Below are 22,538 nucleotides of genomic sequence, written 5' to 3'. Positions count from 1 at the left end.
TCGACAAAAGTAATGAAATTAATGCTTGAAATGACGTGTGCCTGTCATCACCATTGAAATTTTGTGTTCGTTGCAATAATCTATGCTTAATTGGTCTTTTATGGATCCCCCTGGTTGTATTACACTGGTGATTCCTGCTTTATCGGCAATTTCAACACAGTCTGGGAACGGGAAGAAAGCATCACTTGCCATAACCGCACCTTTAAGGTCAAAATTAAAAGACTCTGCTTTGTGTATTGCTTGGTTCAAGGCATCTACTCTACTGGTTTGACCGGTACCACTTGCGCAAAGTTGTTTGTTTTTGGCTAAAACAATGGTATTGGATTTTGTATGCTTACAAAGTTTTGATGCAAAAATTAAATCTTCTAACTCTTGATCAGTAGGTTTAGTGGTAGTTGCATTCGTAAGGTCAGCAATAGCATCTGTTTTATGATCTTTTTCTTGAAGAAGCATACCGTTTAAACAAGTTCTTACTTGCATTTCTGGCATGTCAACTTCATTTTGGATCAAGATGATTCTGTTTTTCTTTCCTTTTAAAATTTCCAATGCCTCAGCATTGTAGCTTGGAGCTATAACTACCTCGCAGAATAATTTATGTATTTCCTCTGCTGTAGCCTTATCAATTTCTTTGTTACTGATTAAAACACCGCCAAAAGCAGATACGGGGTCACCGGCTAAAGCGTCTACATAAGCTTGGTGTAACGTGTCTCTTTGTGCTAGTCCGCAAGCATTGTTATGTTTCAAAATAGCAAAGGTTGGTGCGTCATTTTTAAACTCTAGCATTAAGTTTACAGCTGCGTCAACATCCAATAGATTGTTATATGATAATTCTTTACCGTGAAGCTTGGAGAACATTGCATCAAAATCACCAAAGAAGAATCCTTTTTGGTGAGGGTTTTCTCCGTAGCGTAAAACCTTACCGGAAGTTTCACTGACTTTAAGCGCGGCTAAATCATGGTTTTGGTTGAAATAATTGAAAATAGCAGTATCGTAGTGGGAGGAAACATTGAAAGATTTAGCGGCAAAACGCTTTCTATCTTCTAAGCTAATGTTTCCGTTATCTGCAGAAATAACTTCAAGAAAATCAGCATAATCTTCCATAGAGGAAACGCAAGTAACATCTTTAAAGTTCTTGGCTGCGGCACGTATAAGCGAAATACCACCTATATCTATCTTCTCAATGATATCTTGCTCAGAAGCACCACTGGCAACCGTTTTTTCAAACGGATACAGATCCACAATAACAATGTCTATTTGCGGAATTTCGAACTCTGCCAACTGTGCAACATCACTTTCGTTATCCTGTCTGTTTAAAATACCGCCAAATACTTTTGGGTGTAAAGTTTTAACTCTTCCTCCTAAAATAGAAGGGTAGCTTGTTACATCCTCTACCGGAACAACGTCTATTCCTAAATCAGTGATGAATTTTTCGGTTCCTCCAGTGGAGTAAATAGTGATTCCTAATTCTTGAAATTTTCTTACTATCGGCTCTAATCCGTCTTTATGAAAAACTGAAATTAAGGCTGAAGACGCTTTTTTTACACTGCTCATTGTATGATGCTTAAATGTTTTTAATAAGCAAGCAAAAGTAATTTTTTTGCGGTTACAAAATGGCGTAGTTTATCAACAAAAACCCTAAAGTTTTAAAGAATTTTGGCTACTTCAAAATTAACGAATTCCAAAAAGGTCTCATCTGCCTTTGTAAATGGGTCTGGAGTATTGGAATCTATGTCTATTTGCCCAATGTTTTCGCCATTTAAAAATAAGGGTATAACTATTTCTGATTTCACGGTAATACTGCAGGCTATATAGTTGTCTTGGGCCTGTACGTCTGGCACCACAAAATTTTCATTACTTTCTGCAACCTGCCCGCAAATGCCTTTGCCAAAAGGAATAATGGTATGGTCTGTTGGTGCACCGGCGTATTGGCCTAGTTTTAGCTCGCGCTTGTCCCCGTTTTTAAAATAAAACCCTACCCAATCATAATGTGGTACTTCGGCCTTTAGAAGTTCACAAATGGCTAGCATTTTTGCATCTGGAGTTTTGTTTGAGTCTATAATGGAGCTTACTTGAGGGCGCAATAAATTGAACATACCTTTTTTTTGACAAAAATACATATTGTTACTGTGTAACAATAGACTCTAAAACAAAAAAAGAGGATGTATTTAAACATCCTCTTTTTCAATATATGATTATGATTTAAGATTATGGTTGAATCTTTACATCGAATTCAATAAAATCGTTATTGTTGAAGCCAGGTTCTATGGCTGTAATTTTAATTAAACCTTTTTTGCCGTAGTTATCTACAAATTCAATAATATCGCCTACACTTAAGTTCGTGATTTTTTGGGCGCTAGAACTTGTAATAAAATTTAATTCACTGTTTAAGGCTATTGCATCAAATGCTGCGACATCTATTGTTGTAGAAGTTGCAAAAAACATTTGGTTCAATGTTTCGGTAGCGGCATTCTCTTCCTCTGCGCCAGGCTTAAGTCCTTCAACATCAAATCCAAAAGAAGCATCATATTGTTCCGTTGAAGCAAAAGAAGCGTTGTCGCCGGCAGAAGGGCCGGAAGCACCGTAGTAGTATCCAAAATCCCAGAAAGCTCTAAACTCAGGTCCCACATCAATTCTATATACAGTTTCATTTAATAGGGAAAAAAAAGATTCCGTTGATCCATCTTGTGCGGGGGCAAATAGTTTAATATCCGTAAATTCCCTAACTGCAGCTACAGGGTTTGCGCCTGTACCTACGGTAACTGTAATTTGACCTACTCCTAATGCCAATCTTTTTGAGCTATCTCGAAAATCACCTTTGCCTGTAGTGGTCCAAAATGAGTAAACAATTTCACCGTTTTCAATATCTGGCACAGGAAGTGGAAATGAAAAATCTATTTCTTTCTTGGTGGCGCCATCTAAATCTATAGAGCCGTCCGCTTTCAGTGCTTTGTCAAGATCATCACTTTCCAAATCAAAAGAGCTAAAAGGCATTTCACCTTGACCTAAGTAATTTTGTGTAATATACATTCTACGTTGAGTAGTGGCATCTGAGGTAAAAATAACCCTACCGGTTACATTCGTGCCCGCTTCTCCACTAGCAGAGGCAGAAGTTATGTTCGATGAAGGTACGGCCTCATTGAAAACTATTGTTGCTACCTCCGGTTCATCAGTGTCATCGCCATCATCACCGCCAGTGTTATCTGGTATTGGGGTGTCAAAAACAGATCCGTCGTCTGAACTACAACTGCCTATAAAAAGCGCAATAGTGCAAATAAGAAAAGTGGTTTTTAATTGTTTTTTCATAATTGTTAAAAATTTAGTTATTGGTTATTACGTTAATGTGTTCAGTGCTTTTAACTTGAAAAAAGTTTTTATCGTATATGTTTTGCAATATTTCTTAATGAAATTACTAAGGATTTAATGCCTTGTACTAAATTTCATTAAATATGTGATTTTTAATTTTTTATAATCTGTAACTTTGTAGTCATGAAAAATTTGTTTCATAAGTTGTTTTCCTTGACAATGGTGTTTCTGTTGTTGTTGTTGTTGTTGTTGTTGTTGTTGTCCACTATTTCGTGGACGGTAGAGAAGCATCTTTGTATGGGGCGTGTTATGGATGTTGGTGTATTTACACATGCAGATGATTGTTGTTTGGGGTTAGATGCTATGTCAACAAGTGATGGGCCAATTGAAGATAAAAAGCCTTGTTGTGATAATGAAGTGTTTACCATGCAAGGGCAAGATGATTTGACTTATCATGAAACAGATTTAGATTTTCCCATAAAGATATTTTTATATTCTTATGCTAGTACCTATGTAGGCTTGTTTGTAGAAACGGAATATGATATTCTTTGTAATGTAAATCCTCATCCTATACTCACAGAGGATTTACATATTCTTCACGAAGTTTTTTTAATTTGATTCCAATTGATAATGGTATTTAATGCCATGTCGTAAATGGTAGATACCCGTTAAAAGTTAAATATTCCTTGCTGGAACTCATGTAGTTGGCATGGTCTCAATATTTAAATTTTATGTCTTAGTGTACAGGATGCACAGATTAGGGAATAAATGAAATGAAATACTTCGAAAAAAAATAATGAATAAATATATAGTAATACTAATAACGGCTATGCTGCCTGCTTTTATATTTTCGCAAGAACAAGAAAAGGTGGACGGTGTGGTCTTAGATTCAGAAGGCTCAAATGCGCTTGGTCTTTCTGGTGCCAATGTGTATTGGCAAGATTCCCAAACGGGAGTGGTAACTAATTTTGATGGTGAATTTTCCATACCTTATTTAATAGGGCATAATAAATTAATTATTAGTTATGTAGGTTTTGAAAGTGATACGTTGGTTATAAATGAACCTAAGACAATTCGTATTAGTTTAAAACCTTCAAACGAGCTAGATGAGGTGGTGGTGCAACAAGAGCGTGATGCTATTCAGAAAACCTATTTTAGTCCGCAGAATGTGATTACGGTAAACAGCGATGAGCTTTTAAAAGCGGCCTGTTGTAATTTGGCGGAAAGTTTTGAAACCAATCCGGCTATAGACGTGAACCTGTCCGATGGGCTAACGGGAACCAAGCAAATTGAAATGTTGGGTTTAACCAGTCCGTATTTATTGATAACCCAAGAGAATATTCCAATGGTGCGCGGTGCATCACAAGCTTATGGCTTAACGTTTACACCAGGTACATGGATAGAAAGTATTCAAATAACCAAAGGGGCTGGTAGTGTTGTTAATGGCTATGAAAGTATTTCAGGGCAAATAAATACAGAGCTCGTAAAGCCGTTAACCGATAATGCCGTATTTGTAAATGGATATGTAAATCAAAATGGGCGTTATGAATTGAATACCCATTTCAATAGAAAGTTAACGGAAAAGTTGAGCACAGGACTTTATGTTCATGGTAATACCAGAACGCAAAAAGAGGATGACAATAATGACGGATTTTTAGATGCACCCTTGGGTAAGCAATTAAATGTAATGAACAGATGGCAATATCAAGATGCCGAAAAAGGATGGGTTAGTTTCTTCAATATTCGTTTTTTGAATGATGAAAAACAAGTAGGGCAAGTGGATTTTGAGCCAGATACGGATAGAGTAGATGGTGGAAATAGGTCACTGAGCGAAGCCGAAATTCCTGCACTGAGCGAAGCCGAAGTGTGGGGAAGTGAAATCAAAACCCGCCGGTTTGATACGTCAATTAAGTTAGGTTATGTTTTTCCGGAATTGCCTTTTCAAAGTCTGGGTTTTCAAACTTCTTACAGTTTACATAAACAAGATTCCTACTTTGGATTTAGAACCTATGATATTACCCATGAAAGTTTGTATAGCAACCTCATATTCAATTCTATTATAGGTGATACTAGAAGTAAGTTCAAAACCGGTATTACTTTCGCTTACGATGGCTATGATGAATTGGTGTCGGCAACAGATTACTCTAGAGTAGATAATTCTGTAGGTGCATTTATGGAGTATAGTTATGAGAATTTAGAAAAAGTGAGTTTAACCGCAGGTTTACGTGTAGATAATCATAATAGATTGGGAACATTTGTGACACCTAGGTTTCACATTAGGTATACACCATGGGAAAAAGGAAGTTTACGGGGGTCTTTTGGTAGAGGTAAAAGGGCAGCCAATATTTTTGCCGAGAATCAGCAGCTATTTGGCTCTGCAAGAACCATCAATATTGCCAGTACAGATGGTGAAGTTTATGGTTTGGAGCCGGAAGATGCATGGAATTATGGAGTAAGTTTTTTACAAGGATTTAATTTTTTGAACAAAAAAGGTGATATTACTTTAGATTATTACATCACTGATTTTAAGAATCAGGTAGTAGTAGATTGGGAGAACCCTCAGGAAGTTTCTTTCTACAATTTAGATGGTGATAGTAGTGCCAAAAGTTTTCAGGTTGAGGTGAATTATGAACTATTACCACGTTTAGACTTAAGAACATCATATAAATTCTATGATGTTTCAACAGACTATAGAAGCGGAAACCTTCAAAAACCCTTACTGGCGCAACATCGATTTTTTGTTAATTTAGGGTATGAAACCGAAGCCAAGGAGAACGGATCTCAGTGGAAATTTGATTATACCTTGCATAGTATGGGTAAGAAAAGACTACCGGATACAAGTAGCAACCCTGTAGCGTACCAGTTGGCTGAGTTTTCATCGCCTTATAACCATATGAATGCTCAAATTACCAAGGTGTTCTCAAAAAGTGTTGAGGTATATGTAGGAGGTGAAAACCTTTCTGATGTACAGCAAGACAACCCTGTTTTAGGGGCAGATGATCCGTTTGGTCCAAATTTTGATACTACAATAGTGTTTGCGCCAATTATGGGTAGAATGTTCTATGCAGGCTTTAGATTTAAAATTTAATTTATCAATTAATATACATACTATGAAAACAACTATTTTATCCATTGCAATGATGCTAATTGCCGTGATAACCTATGCACAAGAGAAGAATAAGAAAATGACATTTGATGTCAATGGTAAATGCGCCATGTGTAAAGAGCGTATTGAAGAAGCTGCGCTGAATGTGAAAGGGGTAAAGTATGCAAACTGGAGCATACCAACGCACCAGTTGGATATTATAATGGATGAGCGCAAAACCGATGCAATGAAAATAAAAACGGCTATCGTTGCCGTTGGTCATGATACCAAAGAATTAAAAGCAACAGAAGAAGCTTATAATAGTGTGCATCCTTGTTGTAGATATAGGGAAGACAATTCTGATGATGGTCAACATCATGATGGTAACTAGATAATTGCTTGGTTTAGAGTGAGGTTTTGAAAAGAAAAAAATGGGTGAAATTTTAGTTAATCTTTTGCCAACAAAATAATCACCGATCAAAATCTGAAATACATTAGCTATAGATTTATTTTTAAATTCTATACCAATGGCACAAGCAAAATCAGCAGGGAAACCAGCTGCAAAGCCTGCACCGGCAAAAGCTGGTAAAAAGGCTGCTCCAAAAGCTGCTCCTAGAAAGAAGTAGTCTAGTTATTGCCTTTAGAAGGCATACTGTTTTGGACATTAAAACCACCTTCTGTAAATAAAGAAGGTGGTTTTTTTGTTGCTCATATTTAAAATGAAAAAAACCGCTCTCGATATTTCAAGAGCGGTTTAAATTTTAAAGTCCTCTTTGGGGATTTAGGGGCTTTTACATCATGCCTGGCATTCCGCCACCGCCACCCATTGGAGGCATAGCTGGAGCATCTTCTTTAATATCTGTTAAAGCACATTCAGTAGTAAGGATCATTCCAGAAACAGAAGCTGCATTTTCTAATGCTACTCTAGTTACTTTCTTAGGATCGATGATACCTGCTTTCATCATTTCAACATACTTTTCAGACTTGGCATCGTATCCATAATCACCTTTACCTTCAAGTATTTTGGCGATAACTACTGAACCTTCACCACCTGCGTTAGAAACGATAGTTCTTAAAGGAGCTTCAATGGCACGAGCTACAATTTGTAGACCTGTAGCCTCATCTTCATTATCGGTTGACACTTTAGAAAGAACAGATTTTGCTCTTACCAATGCAACACCACCACCGGCAACAATACCTTCTTCAACGGCTGCTCTTGTAGCGTGTAAAGCATCATCAACTCTATCTTTTTTCTCTTTCATTTCAACTTCAGAAGCAGCACCAACATAAAGTACGGCAACACCACCGGCTAATTTAGCCAAACGCTCTTGAAGTTTTTCCTTATCATAATCAGAGGTAGTTGTCTCTATTTGAGATTTGATCTGGTTAACTCTAGTTTTGATATCTTTTGCAACACCGCCACCATTTACAATAGTAGTGTTGTCTTTATCTATCTGTACTTTTTCGCAAGTACCTAGCATGTCTAAAGTAGTGTTGTCTAAAGAGAAACCTCTTTCTTCAGAAATAACCGTACCACCAGTTAAAATTGCGATATCTTCTAACATTGCCTTTCTTCTGTCACCAAAACCTGGAGCTTTAACGGCAGCAATTTTTAAAGAACCTCTTAATTTGTTCACTACCAATGTAGCCAATGCTTCACCATCGACATCTTCAGCTATGATTAATAATGGCTTACCAGATTGAGCTACTGGCTCCAATACTGGTAATAAGTCTTTCATTGAAGAAATTTTCTTGTCGAACAACAAGATGTATGGGCTGTCTAATTCAGAAACCATTTTTTCTGAATCGGTAACAAAGTAAGGAGAAAGATATCCTCTGTCAAACTGCATACCTTCAACAACATCAACGTAAGTATCTGTTCCTTTGGCTTCTTCAACGGTAATTACACCTTCTTTACCAACTTTACCGAAAGCTTGAGCGATCAAATCACCAATAGTTTCATCGTTGTTGGCAGAGATAGAGGCAACTTGCTTAATTTTCTCGGAAGAATCACCTACTTTTTTAGATTGTTTGGCTAAATCGGCAACGATAGCTTCAACAGCCTTATCAATACCTCTCTTTAAATCCATAGGGTTTGCACCTGCAGCAACGTTCTTTAAGCCTTCTTTTACGATAGCTTGAGCAAGAACTGTAGCGGTAGTAGTACCGTCACCTGCTAAATCATTGGTTTTAGAAGCAACTTCTTTTACCATTTGAGCACCCATGTTTTCTAATGGGTTCTCTAATTCAATTTCTTTTGCTACGGTAACACCATCTTTAGTTACTTGTGGAGCTCCGAATGATTTGCTGATAATAACGTTTCTACCTTTTGGTCCTAATGTTACTTTTACTGCGTTTGCCAATGCATCAACACCTCTTTTAAGGCCGTCTCTAGCATCTATATCAAACTTAATATCTTTTGCCATTTTTATTTGTTGTTTAAATTTTGACCCAATGATATGTCTTAGGTCATTAAAATTATTAATTATCTATTTCGTGAAAATTAAAAGGTCTTAGGTTTTATGCCCAAGCCAAATGCTATTTTTAGATAATAGCTAGAATATCACTCTCTCTCATCATCAAGTAGTCCGTACCTTCTAATTTTAATTCGGTACCGGCGTACTTTCCGTAAAGAACTGTATCTCCAACTTTAACGGTAACACTGTCATCTTTTGTACCAGGACCCACAGCAACAACTTTACCTTTCTGTGGTTTTTCTTTTGCGGTATCAGGAATGTAAAGTCCAGATGCAGTTTTAGTCTCAGCTGCCATTGGCTCAATAAGAACTCGGTCTGCCAATGGTTTGATATTAACTTTAGCCATAATTATTAATTTTTAAATTGATTTTTAGTTTTGTGCATATGTAAAGGCAGAAATTATGCCATTGCCTTTTTACTGACAAATTGTAAACAAAAAATGCCAGCTTGTCATAAGCTGGCATTTTAAATGTATTGTAGTGTGTAGTCTATAAACTATCTGAAGGCGTAGCTTCATTTGTAACTGGTGGTGTTACCTCCTCAGGTAATGTTTCAGGAACTACGGTTTCAATGTCGTCACCTTGTAATAATTTAGAATCTGCATCGCCAAAATTGCCTTTAAGTGCAATGTTAGATGCTAAAATTAAAACTATTAATAAACCAGCTAGCGTCCAAGTACTCTTATCTAAAAAGTCACCTGTTTTTTTTACTCCGCCAACTACTTGGTTTCCACCTCCGCCAAAAGAAGAGGAAAGTCCGCCACCTTTTGGGTTCTGTACCATGATCACTAATACCAACAATAAGCAAACGACTATGATAAGTATTAGGAAAATTGAAAATGTACTCATTCTAAATTATTTATTATCTTTTCGTAATTTTTCTACCGCCTTAATTCGGTCTGCAAAGAAACTACTTTTTTCTGGATATTTCAAACTTAAAATTTTGTAGGCCTGAATAGCGTTTTTATACTTTTTTTGTTCTAGGTAAACCCTTGCTAAAGTCTCTGTCATTAGCTCGTTCTGGTTAATGGTAGATGACTGTGAAATGTCTATGGTTGTACTTTGTTCCGTAGGTACAATTTTGGGGTTGGAAGCTATGAACTTGTCAATACGATCATATTTCTTTTTGATGGCCTCGTTTTTTACCCTTGGTTTTTTTACAGGTTTGTCTGTTGTCTTTTTTTCTTTGACACTGTCTGTATTTTGGCTTTCTGCCTCTACCTTGTTTTCTGCAATAACGGTTTGTTGCTTTTTGGTGTCGTCCTCTTTTGAAGGAGTGGAATCTTCTTCAACTGATTTTTCTAAAGGTTTTTTGGAGGCAAGGCTTAACCACTCTGAAAAAGAATACTTCTCTTTGGCATCAAAAGTTAGAGGTTTTCCAATGTCTAGCGCATTTTCTTCTTCGGTATTATCAGGGTTTTTAGATTGAAACAACTCCGGATCCAAAATTTGCTCTGCATCTTTTTCGTCTTGTGGTAGGGGGTTGTCTTGAGATGGTGTAATTAAAGAAGTTGTAGGTGCTTCTTTAGTGGTGTCATTCAGGTCTTCAGTTTCTTCAGTGGGGCTACTTTCATTTGTGGTAATTACTTCATCAGAAATGTCAAGAGAATCTGTGTTTTCTTTAGTTTCAGTTGAATGAACTATTGTTAGGTCTTTATTTTCTTCTTGAACTTCAATGGCGTTATTGACCTCAATTTCGGCAATAGTTGCCGTAGCTGTATCATATTGTAAAAAGTCTCTAGATGTAATGAAATCAAAAAGCACATCTCTATCTGTCGTAAAAGCAGCCGTTGTTTTTAGAGCTTTGTTGTATTTGTAGCTGTTTAAGTTTTTGAGTCCTTTTAAGTGAAGTGCCCGTGCAGCTTGAAAATAAGGATACTCGGCTATAATATCTTCTAAATGTTTGGTATGAATGGGTTCTACCACTTTGGTAGGGTTTTCTAGAAAATATGTAAAGTCCTTAACGTTCATGTAATTACCAGTCTGCCAAAGAGGCGTTGAAAATATCTTGGGTTAGTCTTTCAAAAATTACCTCGTGGGCTTCACTTTTTATAGTTGCTAACTGTGTGTCTGCAGGGTAGTCGTAAAAGAAAGAAAAACTTTGGTCAAACGCGGCATCTTCTTTCAATTGATTGTAAAACCTGACTTTAACCCGTATAGAAAGTCTGTTTTGAGCTGCTGTTTGCGCTGCAGTTGCAGACATTGGTGAAATTTTATATTCTGTAATTTCACCTTCGTATAGTAAATGTGGATTGCCCGTACTGATCAATTCTAAGCTGGTTTGGTTTTGAATTCTATCTTGCAATGCAAGTGTGAAGTCTCTATCCATACCAGGTTCAAAAGTAGAACCAGGACTTTGAGTGGCATAATTTTGAAAATAATTGACCTTAAAGGTTTTTGCTTCACCCACATTTCCGCCAGTGAAATTGTATACACCACAACTTAAAAATAAAAATATAGGTAGTAGGTATAGTATGGATTGTTTAAGATATCTCATTGAAATGCGATTCATTTAATGTTAAAGGTCGTATTGTTTTATTTTGCGGTAAAGTGTGCGCTCAGAAATACCTAACTCAGTTGCGGCTGCCTTTCTTTTTCCTCTGTTTCTTTCTAATGACTTTTTAATCAATTCTACCTCTTTCTCCTGTAAAGATAGGGTTTCTTCTTCTTGAATTTCTTCGGCAAAATGATATTTGTCTTCGTAAGAATCTTGAATAATAGATGCTTCTTCGTTTTTAGGTTCGGGTAAGTGCAGAACGTTTAAAGAAGTGTCATCTTGGGTGTCATGATCAAAATCAACATCTTCATCATCTTCATTACCATAGATTTTACGTATAAGGTTTTCATTCTCTTTTTGAACTTTTTGAGAATCATTGTTCTTAAGTAGCTCCATGGTCAACTTCTTAAGGTCGTTAAGGTCGCCTTTCATATCGAACAAAACCTTGTATAGGATTTCTCTTTCGTTGCTGAAATCACTTTCAGATTTAGAATTGGAAACTACCGCAGGTAAATTGCTTGAATTGTTGTTAGGTAAATATCCGTGCAGGGTAGATGCTGTTATTGCTCTGTTTTCTTCAAGAACAGACACTTGTTCAGCAATATTTCTTAACTGACGTATGTTACCCGGCCACCTATATTTGGTAAGTAAAGAAACGGCATGGTCATCTAGTCTGATCGTGGGCATCTTGTATTTCTGACTAAAATCAGATGCAAATTTTCTGAACAATAAATGAATATCGTCTTGGCGTTCACGTAAAGGTGGTATGTTGATTTCAACGGTACTTAGTCGGTAATAAAGATCTTCGCGAAAGCGTTCTTTTTTAATCGCCTCGAACATATTAACATTTGTGGCGGCAACAATGCGTACATCTGTTTTTTGAACTTGGGAAGAGCCAACTTTTAAAAATTCTCCGTTCTCCAATACACGTAATAAACGAACCTGTGTGGTTAAAGGTAGCTCGCCAACCTCATCTAAAAATATGGTACCGCCATCGGCAACTTCAAAATAGCCACTTCTGGTTTGTGTTGCACCTGTAAAAGCACCTTTTTCATGACCAAAAAGTTCACTGTCTATAGTGCCTTCCGGTATGGCTCCACAGTTGACCGCAATATATTTAGCATGCTTTCTGTGAGAAAGCGAATGAATAATTTTTGGGATCGATTCTTTGCCTACACCGCTTTCACCGGTAACCAAAACAGAAATATCTGTTGCGGCAACCTGCATTGCTTTTTCTAAAGCACGATTCAATTTTGGGTCTTGCCCAATAATTTCAAAACGTTGTTTTATACTTTGTATGCTTTCCATATAAAATGGCTACTAAAAGTTAATTATTGTCAGAGTACCCAACAGCAACACCTTTTAAGGTTGCTGAAGTGCAATCATTGATTTGAACATTTACAAAATCCCCAATTTTGTAGTTTTCCTTAGGAAAAACAACCACGGTGCTTTGAGAGTTTCTGCCCATCCACTCATTTTCGGATTTTTTAGAGGTTCCTTCGATCAGGACTTCTTGAATTTTACCTACGTGCTTTTCCGTTCTAAATTGACAGTGGCTTCTTTGTAGGGCTATAATTTCAGAAAGACGTCTCTTTTTTATAGGTTCAGGAACATCATCTTCCATTTTTCTACCTGCTAAAGTACCCGGTCTTTCAGAGTAGGCGTACATGTAACCAAAGTCATATTTTACATATTCAAGCGCTTTTAAGGTGTCGGCATGGTCTTCTTCTGTTTCTGTTGGAAAACCGCTAATGATATCTTGGGAAATAGCGCAGTCAGGTATTATTTTTCTAATGTTATCTATGAGTTCAAAATACTCTTCAATAGTGTGTAAGCGGTTCATTTCCTTTAGTATACGATTGCTTCCACTTTGAACGGGTAGGTGAATATGGTTGCAAATATTCTTATGTGCCGCCATAGTCTTTATAACATCCAAGGTCATATCTTGAGGGTTGGATGTTGAAAAACGTATACGCATTTTAGGGTAGGCAAGTGCTACCATATCTAAAAGTTTAGAGAAATTGGTAGCGGTGGCTTTTTGCATTTCAGATGCATTTTCAAAATTTTTCTTGAGTCCGCCGCCATACCATAAATAACTATCTACATTTTGACCAAGTAATGTAATTTCTTTAAAACCCTTTTGCGAAAGCTCTTGTATTTCGGCTAGAATGGACTGTGGGTCTCTACTTCTTTCCCTACCTCTGGTAAAAGGGACTACACAAAAGGTGCACATATTATCGCATCCTCTGGTGATAGATACAAAAGCCGTTACGCCGTTGGTGTTTAATCTAACCGGTGCAATATCACCATAAGTTTCATCTTTGGAAAGAATGACGTTAACAGCATCTCTGCCAGAATCTACTTCTTTAATCAAGTTGGGTAGATCTTTGTAGGCATCTGGTCCAACGACCATGTCCACTATTTTTTCTTCATCTAAAAGCTTGTCTTTTAATCTTTCTGCCATACAGCCAAGAACACCAACTTTTAAATGGGGTCTAGATTTTTTTACTTTATTGTATTCCGTAAGTCTTTTACGTATAGTCTGTTCAGCTTTATCTCTAATAGAACATGTATTTACAAGTACTAAATCTGCTTCTTCTAACGTTTGGGTGGTGTTAAAACCTTCGGTCGCTAGTATAGAAGCTACAATTTCACTGTCCGAAAAGTTCATGGCACAACCGTAACTCTCAATATAAAGATTACGTTTGTTCGTCTCTTTTCCTTCTACTACCAAAGTTGTGCCCTGCACATTTTCGTCTATGGTTTTCTCCATTTTTGTAATACGTTGCGTATAAAATAATTTGGATGGCAAAGATACTATTATAATCAAAAATATGACAAGATGACATGATTATTTAGGTATAGTTTAAGCTTTGCGCTTATTAATTATTTAGATTTAACATTAAAAATAACCACTTACTCCTATGAATTTAGAAAACCTTGCACAGCACATACAAAGTAGACCAAATCTAGACTTTGGTACCATTTTTAGCAGATCAATAGAACTTTTTAAAAAAGTGTGGCTACAGGGCTTCATTACATTATTGTTGACATTTGTAGTAATACTGCCATTTTATATTTTGTTTTACGTGCCAATGATAGCTGCCGGAATTACGGATCGTGAAGCGCTGGAACAGAATGAACTACCGCCAATGATGGTCATTGCAATGGTAATTTTGCTTCCTGTTTTGCTGTTGGTTATTACCACTATGGCGTTGGCGTTGAATGCGGCTTTTCTAAAGATTTGTAAGCAAAAGGATATGGATGAGGTTGCTAATGATGACTACTTTTATTTTTTTAAGGAAGGTAGATTGGGTAAAGTATTCATTTTGTCCTTATATCTTTTAGGACTCTCACTTTTAGGTGGGCTTGCTTGTGGGTTAGGTGTGTTCTATTTGATAGTGCCTATGTCATTACTGCCCGCTTTTTTAGCGTTCTCAAATGATCTGTCGGCATTAGAAATGGTTAAGGCAAGTTTTACGTTAGGCAACAAAAATTGGCTGGTCATTTTTGGTCTGGTATTGGTCATGTCGTTTGTGGCACAATTGGGCTTTGTTTTATGTTGTATTGGTGTATTGTTTACTGTAATGTTGAGTAAAGTACCTGCATACTATATGTATAAGGATGGTGTAGGTTTTAATGAGGTGTCGTAAATTTAACTAGTTGATAACGCAACTATTAGCGGTAACTTTAATCTATAGGGTACAACCGTTTAAATTTAAAGACGATGAGAAATTTCTTTTTTGTTTTGTGTGTAATTGCCACATCAGCATTGGTGTCATGTGATGATGACGGACCCTATGAAGAATACCTTGTAGCTAGACCAATTTTACAAGATGCAGTTTCTTTTAAGGCAGAAGCCGTAGCCGTTACGGAACCTGTGCCCATTGTGACTTCGGGCAAGATATACGCTTACGGAGATTATATTTTTGTGAATGATGTAAATCAAGGTTTTCATGTCATAAATAACCAAAATCCTTCAAACCCAGAGCCTATCGCATTTATTAAATTGGAAGGCAACAATGATATATCTATTAAAAACGATAAGATATATGCGGATAGCTATGGTGATTTGGTGATTTTCGATATTTCGGATATAAATAATATCACCTTAACCAGTCGTATTGTCAATGCCATATATAATAATGATGTTTGGATGTTCAATACAGAATTTCCACAAGCCGATTTTTATGAATACGGAGATATTGACTATGATAAAGATATTGTAGTTGGGTGGGAAGTAAACACGGAAAGGCGCCCTATAAAGGAGTATGAGGCCAGGTTTAATTGCGACGATTGTGTTTTTGCAGATGTAGCCGAAAATTTTAATAATCAATCGCCAACAACAGGGCAGGGCGGTTCTTTGGCTCGTTTTAAGATTATTGGCAATTATCTATACGTGGTAGATTACAGTGATATTAACATATTTGATATTACCGATGTAGAAAATGTACAGGTGTTAGATGATGTGCAAGTCGCTTGGGATATAGAAACAATTTATAGTCAGGGAGAAATTCTTTTTATTGGAGGTGCCCAAGGAATGTATATTTATAGTATTGAAAACCCTCAAAAGCCAGAGTTTATTTCAGAATTTAGGCATGGTACTGCCTGTGATCCCGTAGTCGTTGATGGTGATTATGCATATGTAACGCTAAAAGGCGGTAATTTTTGTGGCACTGCGGAAAGTGGTCTTTACGTTGTAGATGTGTCCAACTTGGAAAATCCAGAATTAAAAGTGATTTATCCAATGGTCGGTCCAAACGGTTTGGGAATAAAAGGAGATACCTTATTTGTTTGTGACGGTACTGCTGGTTTAAAAGTGTATGACAAGAGCAATGCTCCTAATATATCTTTAATCAACACTTTTGAAGATATTGTTGCTTATGATGTTATACCATTATCATCATCTCTTTTGATGATTGGAGAAGGTACTTTGTATCAATACGAATATGTAAATAATGATATTAGGCTGTTAAGTACATTACAGCTGTAAAATTATGAAATGGTTAAAAAAAAGGGGAGGCATTTATAGCCTCCCCTTTTTATTTCGTAAGCTTTAGCTGTTGAAGGCGAGCAATTGGTTTGTTTATAGCTGTGAATTTCATGAAATTACGAGCGTATCTCTGTTGAAATATGGGAAAAAATAAATTCCTGAAATTTCAAAGTATAATTTTTAGTATACATTTGTAAGTATAAACAAGGTTGATGGCGAAAAATTTAGTAATTGTTGAGTCTCCTGCAAAGGCCAAGACTATAGAGAAGTTTTTGGGAAAGGATTTTAAGGTAGAATCGAGCTTTGGTCACATTGCAGATTTACCTTCTAAGGAGTTGGGAGTAGATGTAGAGAATGATTTCACCCCTAAATATATAGTAGATAAAGAAAAGAAGGCTTTGGTTAAAAAGCTTAAAGGTCTTGCGGATAAAGCGGAAACTATATGGCTTGCGAGTGATGAGGACCGTGAGGGAGAAGCCATTTCATGGCACTTGGCAGAAGAATTGGGGCTAGATAAGAAAAAAACAAAAAGAATTGTTTTTAACTCTGTAACCAAGGCTGCAATTCAGAAGGCAATAGAGAATCCGCGAGAAATCAACTTTAATCTTGTAAATGCACAACAAGCTAGGCGAGTTTTGGATCGTTTGGTAGGTTATCAATTATCTCCGGTACTTTGGAAAAAAATTAAACCGGGTCTTTCTGCCGGTCGTGTACAATCTGTAGCCGTAAGGTTGATCGTAGAACGAGAAAGGGATATTGAGGCGTTTGAGCCGCAAGCATCATTTAAGATCGCTGCAGAATTTAAGACTGAAGAAGGTAGTGTGTTTTCTGCCAAGCTGAATAAAACCTTTGCTTCTGAAAAAGAGGCCAAGGCATTTTTAGAAAAGAATATTTCTGCAGATTTCTCGGTAAGCAAATTAGATAAGAAACCAGCAAAGAAATCGCCTTCAGCGCCGTTTACAACATCAACATTACAGCAAGAGGCATCAAGGAAATTGTATTTTTCTGTGGGTAGAACCATGCAGGTGGCACAACGTTTATATGAAGCAGGTTTAATTACCTATATGAGAACGGATAGTGTAAACTTGTCCAATGAAGCATTGGCTTCGGCAAAAGAAGCTATCATAAAGAACTATGGTGAATCTTATAGCGAGACTAGAAATTTTACCGGTAAATCTAAAGGGGCGCAAGAAGCCCATGAGGCCATTAGGCCTACTGATATGGGCAATCAGTCCCCATCATTAGAACGTGATCAATCTAAGTTATATGATTTAATATGGAAACGTACGGTTGCATCTCAAATGAGCGATGCACAGTTAGAGCGTACCAATGTAAAGATCAAGACCAATAAACATTCAGAAGAATTCACGGCGAACGGTGAGGTGATAAAGTTCGACGGATTCTTAAAGGTGTATATGGAAGGCGTAGATGATGAAGATGTTGCCGAAGAACAAGAAGGTATGTTGCCCGCCATGAAAGAAGGTGAGCGTTTGCTGAATAATTTTATCTCTGCGACGGAACGCTTTACAAGACCGCCATATAGATTTACAGAAGCCTCTTTGGTTAAAAAGCTAGAAGAGCTGGGCATTGGTAGACCATCTACATATGCCCCAACAATTTCTACGATCCTTAATAGAGGTTATGTAGAAAAAGGTACAATTGAGGGTACAGAACGTAAGTATCAACAATTGATATTAGCATCAAATAAAATAGAAGAAAAGAATCTTAGTGAAAATGTAGGTTCGGACAAAGGAAAAATGGTGCCTACGGATATAGGTATGATCGTTACCGATTTCTTGGTAAGTAATTTTGCCAATATATTAGACTACAACTTTACTGCACAGGTAGAAGAAGATTTCGATGAAATAGCTTCTGGTGATGAAGATTGGAAGAAAATGATGAAAGACTTTTATAAAGATTTTCATCCAAATGTGGTAGATGTTGAAGAAAATGCGGATCGCGCAAGTGGCGAAAGAATTTTAGGTAAAGATCCTAAGAGTGGTAAACAAGTATCTGTACGTTTAGGTAGATTCGGGCCAATGGTTCAAATTGGAACCGTAGATGATGAAGAGAAGCCAACATTCGCCAGTTTGTTGCCAGAGCAATCTTTGAATACCATTACTTATGAAGAAGCAATGGATCTGTTTAAGCTTCCTAGAAAGTTAGGGGTTTATGAAGGAGAAGAGGTATTGGCCAACGTGGGTAGATTTGGACCTTATGTAAAATTCGGCGATAAATTCATTTCTATGGATAAAGGGGAAAGTGCCTTTGAAATAGAGATGGATAGAGCAATAGAATTAATAGTTGCCAAGCAAAAAGCGGACGCGCCAATTGCGATGTACGAAGAAAAAGAGGTTACCAAAGGAGTAGGTAGGTTTGGTCCGTTCATAAAATGGAACGGTATGTTCATCAACGTTAATAAGAAGTATGATTTTGACAACTTATCAAATGACGATATTGTTGAGCTTATTGAAGTTAAAAAGCAAAAAGAAATAGATAAGGTCGTTCAAAACTGGGAAGAAGAAGGTATTCGGATAGAGAAAGCCAGATGGGGGCGCCATAACGTTATTAAGGGCAAGATCAAGGTTGAATTGGCTAAAACGGTAGATGTTACCAAAATGTCGTTGGAAGAAGCTCAGAAATTAATTGAACAAAAAACACCAAAGAAAAAGACAAAAGCCAAGGCTAAGAAAAAAAAGTAATCTATTTTTAAGTCTTTATAAGAGTGTAGTATTTTTATGATTTCTAAACCTATTCAATAATGGCCTTTGATTTTTTAGTTCCGGTATCGGACAAAGTTTTAGCCCATAATGAGTTATTGCCAAGTCAATCTATTGGTAAAAACACCTATATACATACTGAAAAGGATGGTTTGCCGGTATTGGCAAATGCCACAGTTGCCATTTTAGGGGTAAGGGAGTCTAGAAATGCATATGAGAAAAAACACGAAAAGCTAGATGTTTCCGCTATACGATTACAGTTCTACAAACTTTTAATAGGAAATTGGAACGCAACTATTGTAGATCTGGGGGATATAGAAGAAGGCGCAACTGTAGAGGATACTTATTTTGTAGTAAAAGAAGTAGTTGCCGGTTTACTTGAAGAAGATATCATTCCTATCATTTTAGGAGCTACACAAGATATTACATATCCTGCATACAGGGCTTTTGATGGTATTAGGGATATGATCAACCTGGTAGCTATTGATAGCAGGTTCGATTTTGGTATAGAAGATGAGCTTATATCTTCGCATTCCTACATGAGTAAAATCATTACAGATAAACCTAATAACCTTTTCAATTTTTCAAATATTGGTTATCAAAGTTATTTTAATGCCCAGGAAGAAATAGATCTTATGGAGCGTTTATTTTTTGATGCCTATAGACTTGGTGAGGTTGCAAATGATATTTCTTTGGCAGAGCCTGTGCTAAGAAATGCGCACATGGTAAGTTTAGACTTACGATCTGTAAAAGCAAGTGAAATTTCTATGTCGGCAAATTTCTCTCCTAACGGATTTAATGGTAGAGAAATATGTGCAATATCCAGATATGCCGGTATCAGTGATAAAGTGTCTGTTTTTGGATTGTACGAAATGGAGAATACCGTACAATCACAACAGCTAATAGCACAAATAATATGGTACTTTATAGAAGGTATCAATTTTAGGATTAAAGAATCTCCATACACCAAAACAGATGATTTTGTTAAGTATAACGTACCTAGCGAAGATGAAGAATTGGTGTTCTACAAAAGCTTATTAACAGAAAGATGGTGGACAGAAGTGCCATCTATTTTTACTTCACATACTAAAGCCAATACACCTGCGTTATTACCTTGCACCGAGAAGGATTATGTAGACGCATGTAATCAACAGATTCCTGAAAGGTGGTTCAAGGCCTATAAGAAAGGCTTTAATTAACATAATTTTTTTTAAAGCATTAAAAGACTTTAATACAATATTTTATATAAAACCTAGTTTTAGTTGTTAGAATAAATTATTGTATTCTGAGTTTAAACCATAATCGAAATTTAACCTAAAGTATGAAGAAGCTATTGTTATCCTCTATAGCGTTTGTTTTTTTACTCACAAGTTGTGGGTCTAAACAGAAAGGTGAGCTAACCGGAGTCCAGGGAAAAAAGTGGTATCCAGAAAAACCATATGGAATGGAACTTATCCCAAGGGGTTCTTTTATCATGGGTAAGAGTGAGGAAGACCAAGGAAAATTATTGAATGCACCAACCAAGACAGTTACGGTACGTTCTTTTTACATGGATGATACTGAAATTACCAATAGTGAGTATCGTCAGTTTGTAGAATGGGTAAAAGATTCTATTGTTAGAACCAAGTTGGCCATTTTAGCAGATGAATTAGGTATTGGTCCAGAAGAAGGTGGTATTGGTGATTATGCATTTAAAGATGCAGATACAACAAGAGCATCTGTATATGATAAATATATGTTGGATAATTACTCTGGTATGGGCGAAACAGGATACGAAGGTAGAGCGTTGAGCAAAGATGAAGACCTTGTGTGGGACACATCGGAATATCCAGATGAATATTATACCGAAATTATGGATTCTATCTATTTGTCTGAAGAAGAATCTTATAATGGTCAACGTACTATTGACGTTAAGCAATTAAAATATAAGTACAGCTGGATGGATATTGAAGCAGCGGCAAGAGCATCTGTAAAAGGAAATACTAGCCGTAAAGACTTTATCAGAACAGAAGAGGTAGAAATTTATCCGGATACTACGGTATGGATCAGAGATTTCTCATACTCGTACAATGAGCCTATGCACAATGATTATTTCTGGCATGATGCGTATAGCGAATATCCTGTAGTAGGTATTAGCTGGCAACAGGCAAAAGCATTCTGTAATTGGAGAACCAAGTTCAAGAATGATGATAATAAGAGTCGTGGAAAGCAGTTCGTAAACCAATTTAGACTTCCAACAGAGGCAGAATGGGAATATGCGGCAAGAGGTGGTATCGAAGGTGGTACTTATCCTTGGGGTGGACCATACGTTATTAGTGATACAGGTTGTTTTATGGCAAACTTTAAACCACAACGTGGAGATTATGCAGCAGATGCCGCTTTATATACGGTAGAAGCTAAATCTTACGAGCCAAATGATTATAACATGTATAATATGGCCGGTAATGTATCTGAGTGGACAAACTCTAGCTACGATCCAAGTGCTTACGATTATGTTTCAACAATGAACCCTAACGGAGGTGATCAATCTAACACAAGAAAAGTTATTAGAGGAGGTTCTTGGAAAGATGTAGCATACTTTTTACAAGTAAGTACAAGAGACTTTGAGTATGCAGATTCAGCTCGTAGTTACATAGGATTCAGAACAGTACAAGATTATATGGGTGAGGAAGACTCAACACAATAAATAATAATATTAACAGTTTTATAATAAATTCAAATTCATTTTTTAACCAAATCTTTTTTATTAAACCTTAAATTAAATTAAAATCATGGCACAGTCAAAATCCACAAAAAAATTATTTAACATGGCCTACGGCCTTGGAGCATCAGTTGTAATTATCGGTGCATTATTTAAAATTCTTCACTGGGAGTTAGGACCTTTAAATGGTGGTATTCTTCTAGCGATAGGTCTTATAACAGAAGCACTTATTTTTGCGATCAGTGCATTTGAACCAGTAGATGACGATTTAGATTGGTCATTGGTATACCCAGAATTAGCTGGTGGTGAGAGCAAAGCTCCTAAGAAAGCACAAGCTGCTACAGAAGTAAAAGAAGCAGAGGCATCTTTATCTAAGAAATTGGATGACTTATTAAAAGAAGCTGGTGTAGATGCAAACCTTATGGAAAGCTTAGGTACTAGCATCAAGAACTTTGAAGGTGCTGCTAAAGGTATCGCTCCAACTGTTGATGCAATGGAGTCTACTAAGAAATATTCAAGCGAAATGGTTCAGGCTGCAGCTCAAATGGAGTCTTTGAACAGTCTTTATAAAGTACAATTGGAAAGTGCTAGCAAACAAGCTTCAGTTAATGAAGAGGTTGTTCAAAATGCAAGTGCACTTAAAGATCAAATGGCATCTTTGTCTACAAACCTTTCTTCATTGAATGGTGTATATGGTGGTATGTTATCTGCAATGAGCAAAAACTAATTTGGATTTTTACCGACCCGAATCAATTATTAATTA

The 22,538-nt window shown here is 36.7% G+C and carries 19 protein-coding genes; 9 read left to right on the top strand and 10 right to left on the bottom strand.

What is annotated here, in order from left to right; genetic code table 11:
* Positions 1 to 18: 18 nt before the first annotated feature.
* From purH to B2Z27_RS11875, 3 genes are all read right to left on the bottom strand, one after another.
* Positions 19 to 1,551, bottom strand: a complete 1,533-nt coding sequence (purH, locus tag B2Z27_RS11885; RefSeq protein ID WP_058105060.1) for a bifunctional phosphoribosylaminoimidazolecarboxamide formyltransferase/IMP cyclohydrolase — start codon at positions 1,549 to 1,551, stop codon at positions 19 to 21.
* 92 nt (positions 1,552 to 1,643) lie between these two features.
* Complete coding sequence (locus tag B2Z27_RS11880; protein ID WP_058105061.1) at positions 1,644 to 2,093, bottom strand: GAF domain-containing protein; 450 nt, start codon at positions 2,091 to 2,093, stop codon at positions 1,644 to 1,646.
* A gap of 112 nt (positions 2,094 to 2,205) precedes the next feature.
* Entirely contained in the window at positions 2,206 to 3,303 is a 1,098-nt protein-coding gene (locus tag B2Z27_RS11875) for a hypothetical protein (protein WP_286813811.1), read from the bottom strand.
* Between the two features lie 183 nt (positions 3,304 to 3,486).
* Between B2Z27_RS11875 and B2Z27_RS11870 the strand changes: the two genes are divergently transcribed.
* The 3 genes from B2Z27_RS11870 to B2Z27_RS11860 all read left to right on the top strand — a co-directional run bounded on the left by B2Z27_RS11870 (position 3,487) and on the right by B2Z27_RS11860 (position 6,779).
* Positions 3,487 to 3,921, top strand: coding sequence for an HYC_CC_PP family protein (locus B2Z27_RS11870; RefSeq protein ID WP_286813810.1), 435 nt, complete (start codon positions 3,487 to 3,489; stop codon positions 3,919 to 3,921).
* 178 nt (positions 3,922 to 4,099) lie between these two features.
* Positions 4,100 to 6,391 (top strand): TonB-dependent receptor plug domain-containing protein, encoded by a 2,292-nt coding sequence (locus B2Z27_RS11865; protein WP_286813809.1) that lies wholly within the window; start codon positions 4,100 to 4,102, stop codon positions 6,389 to 6,391.
* Positions 6,392 to 6,413: 22 nt separating this feature from the next.
* On the top strand, positions 6,414 to 6,779 hold the full coding sequence (locus B2Z27_RS11860) for a heavy-metal-associated domain-containing protein (protein WP_058105147.1): 366 nt from the start codon (positions 6,414 to 6,416) through the stop codon (positions 6,777 to 6,779).
* 400 nt (positions 6,780 to 7,179) lie between these two features.
* Here the strand turns inward: B2Z27_RS11860 and groL are convergent, their stop codons facing one another.
* The 7 genes from groL to miaB form a co-directional block, all read right to left on the bottom strand.
* Positions 7,180 to 8,814 (bottom strand): chaperonin GroEL, encoded by a 1,635-nt coding sequence (groL, locus tag B2Z27_RS11855; protein WP_058105064.1) that lies wholly within the window; start codon positions 8,812 to 8,814, stop codon positions 7,180 to 7,182.
* Between the two features lie 118 nt (positions 8,815 to 8,932).
* Positions 8,933 to 9,211 carry a co-chaperone GroES gene (locus B2Z27_RS11850; protein ID WP_036156781.1) on the bottom strand — a complete coding sequence of 93 codons (279 nt, stop codon included), beginning with the start codon at positions 9,209 to 9,211 and terminating at the stop codon, positions 8,933 to 8,935.
* Between the two features lie 142 nt (positions 9,212 to 9,353).
* Positions 9,354 to 9,713 carry a preprotein translocase subunit SecG gene (secG, locus tag B2Z27_RS11845; protein WP_058105065.1) on the bottom strand — a complete coding sequence of 120 codons (360 nt, stop codon included), beginning with the start codon at positions 9,711 to 9,713 and terminating at the stop codon, positions 9,354 to 9,356.
* A gap of 6 nt (positions 9,714 to 9,719) precedes the next feature.
* Positions 9,720 to 10,835, bottom strand: coding sequence for a hypothetical protein (locus B2Z27_RS11840; RefSeq protein WP_286813808.1), 1,116 nt, complete (start codon positions 10,833 to 10,835; stop codon positions 9,720 to 9,722).
* 4 nt (positions 10,836 to 10,839) lie between these two features.
* Positions 10,840 to 11,361: an LptE family protein gene (locus tag B2Z27_RS11835; protein ID WP_286813807.1), complete on the bottom strand. Its 522-nt coding sequence runs from the start codon at positions 11,359 to 11,361 to the stop codon at positions 10,840 to 10,842.
* A 21-nt stretch (positions 11,362 to 11,382) separates the two neighbouring features.
* Positions 11,383 to 12,669, bottom strand: coding sequence for a sigma-54 interaction domain-containing protein (locus tag B2Z27_RS11830; RefSeq protein ID WP_286813806.1), 1,287 nt, complete (start codon positions 12,667 to 12,669; stop codon positions 11,383 to 11,385).
* Positions 12,670 to 12,688: 19 nt separating this feature from the next.
* Complete coding sequence (gene miaB / locus B2Z27_RS11825) at positions 12,689 to 14,134, bottom strand: tRNA (N6-isopentenyl adenosine(37)-C2)-methylthiotransferase MiaB (RefSeq protein ID WP_210708326.1); 1,446 nt, start codon at positions 14,132 to 14,134, stop codon at positions 12,689 to 12,691.
* Between the two features lie 151 nt (positions 14,135 to 14,285).
* Here miaB and B2Z27_RS11820 point away from each other — a divergent pair, with 151 nt between their 5' ends.
* From B2Z27_RS11820 to gldL, 6 genes are all read left to right on the top strand, one after another.
* A complete protein-coding gene (locus tag B2Z27_RS11820; RefSeq protein WP_286813805.1) occupies positions 14,286 to 15,014 on the top strand; it encodes a hypothetical protein in 729 nt (242 codons plus the stop codon).
* Between the two features lie 74 nt (positions 15,015 to 15,088).
* Positions 15,089 to 16,354 carry an LVIVD repeat-containing protein gene (locus tag B2Z27_RS11815; RefSeq protein WP_286813804.1) on the top strand — a complete coding sequence of 422 codons (1,266 nt, stop codon included), beginning with the start codon at positions 15,089 to 15,091 and terminating at the stop codon, positions 16,352 to 16,354.
* Positions 16,355 to 16,566: 212 nt separating this feature from the next.
* Entirely contained in the window at positions 16,567 to 19,056 is a 2,490-nt protein-coding gene (topA, locus tag B2Z27_RS11810; protein ID WP_074670025.1) for a type I DNA topoisomerase, read from the top strand.
* 59 nt (positions 19,057 to 19,115) lie between these two features.
* On the top strand, positions 19,116 to 20,273 hold the full coding sequence (locus B2Z27_RS11805) for a formimidoylglutamase (protein ID WP_058105073.1): 1,158 nt from the start codon (positions 19,116 to 19,118) through the stop codon (positions 20,271 to 20,273).
* Positions 20,274 to 20,395: 122 nt separating this feature from the next.
* Entirely contained in the window at positions 20,396 to 21,760 is a 1,365-nt protein-coding gene (gene gldK, locus B2Z27_RS11800; protein WP_091601660.1) for a gliding motility lipoprotein GldK, read from the top strand.
* Positions 21,761 to 21,845: 85 nt separating this feature from the next.
* Positions 21,846 to 22,502 carry a gliding motility protein GldL gene (gene gldL, locus B2Z27_RS11795; RefSeq protein ID WP_058105075.1) on the top strand — a complete coding sequence of 219 codons (657 nt, stop codon included), beginning with the start codon at positions 21,846 to 21,848 and terminating at the stop codon, positions 22,500 to 22,502.
* The last annotated feature ends 36 nt before the right edge of the window (positions 22,503 to 22,538 follow it).

Origin of the sequence: Maribacter sp. UBA3344 (assembly GCF_002362375.1) — a bacterium.
Lineage (GTDB): Bacteria > Bacteroidota > Bacteroidia > Flavobacteriales > Flavobacteriaceae > Maribacter > Maribacter dokdonensis.
Note: the sequence above shows the minus strand (reverse complement) of the source record. Positions and strands in the feature narration are given on the sequence as shown.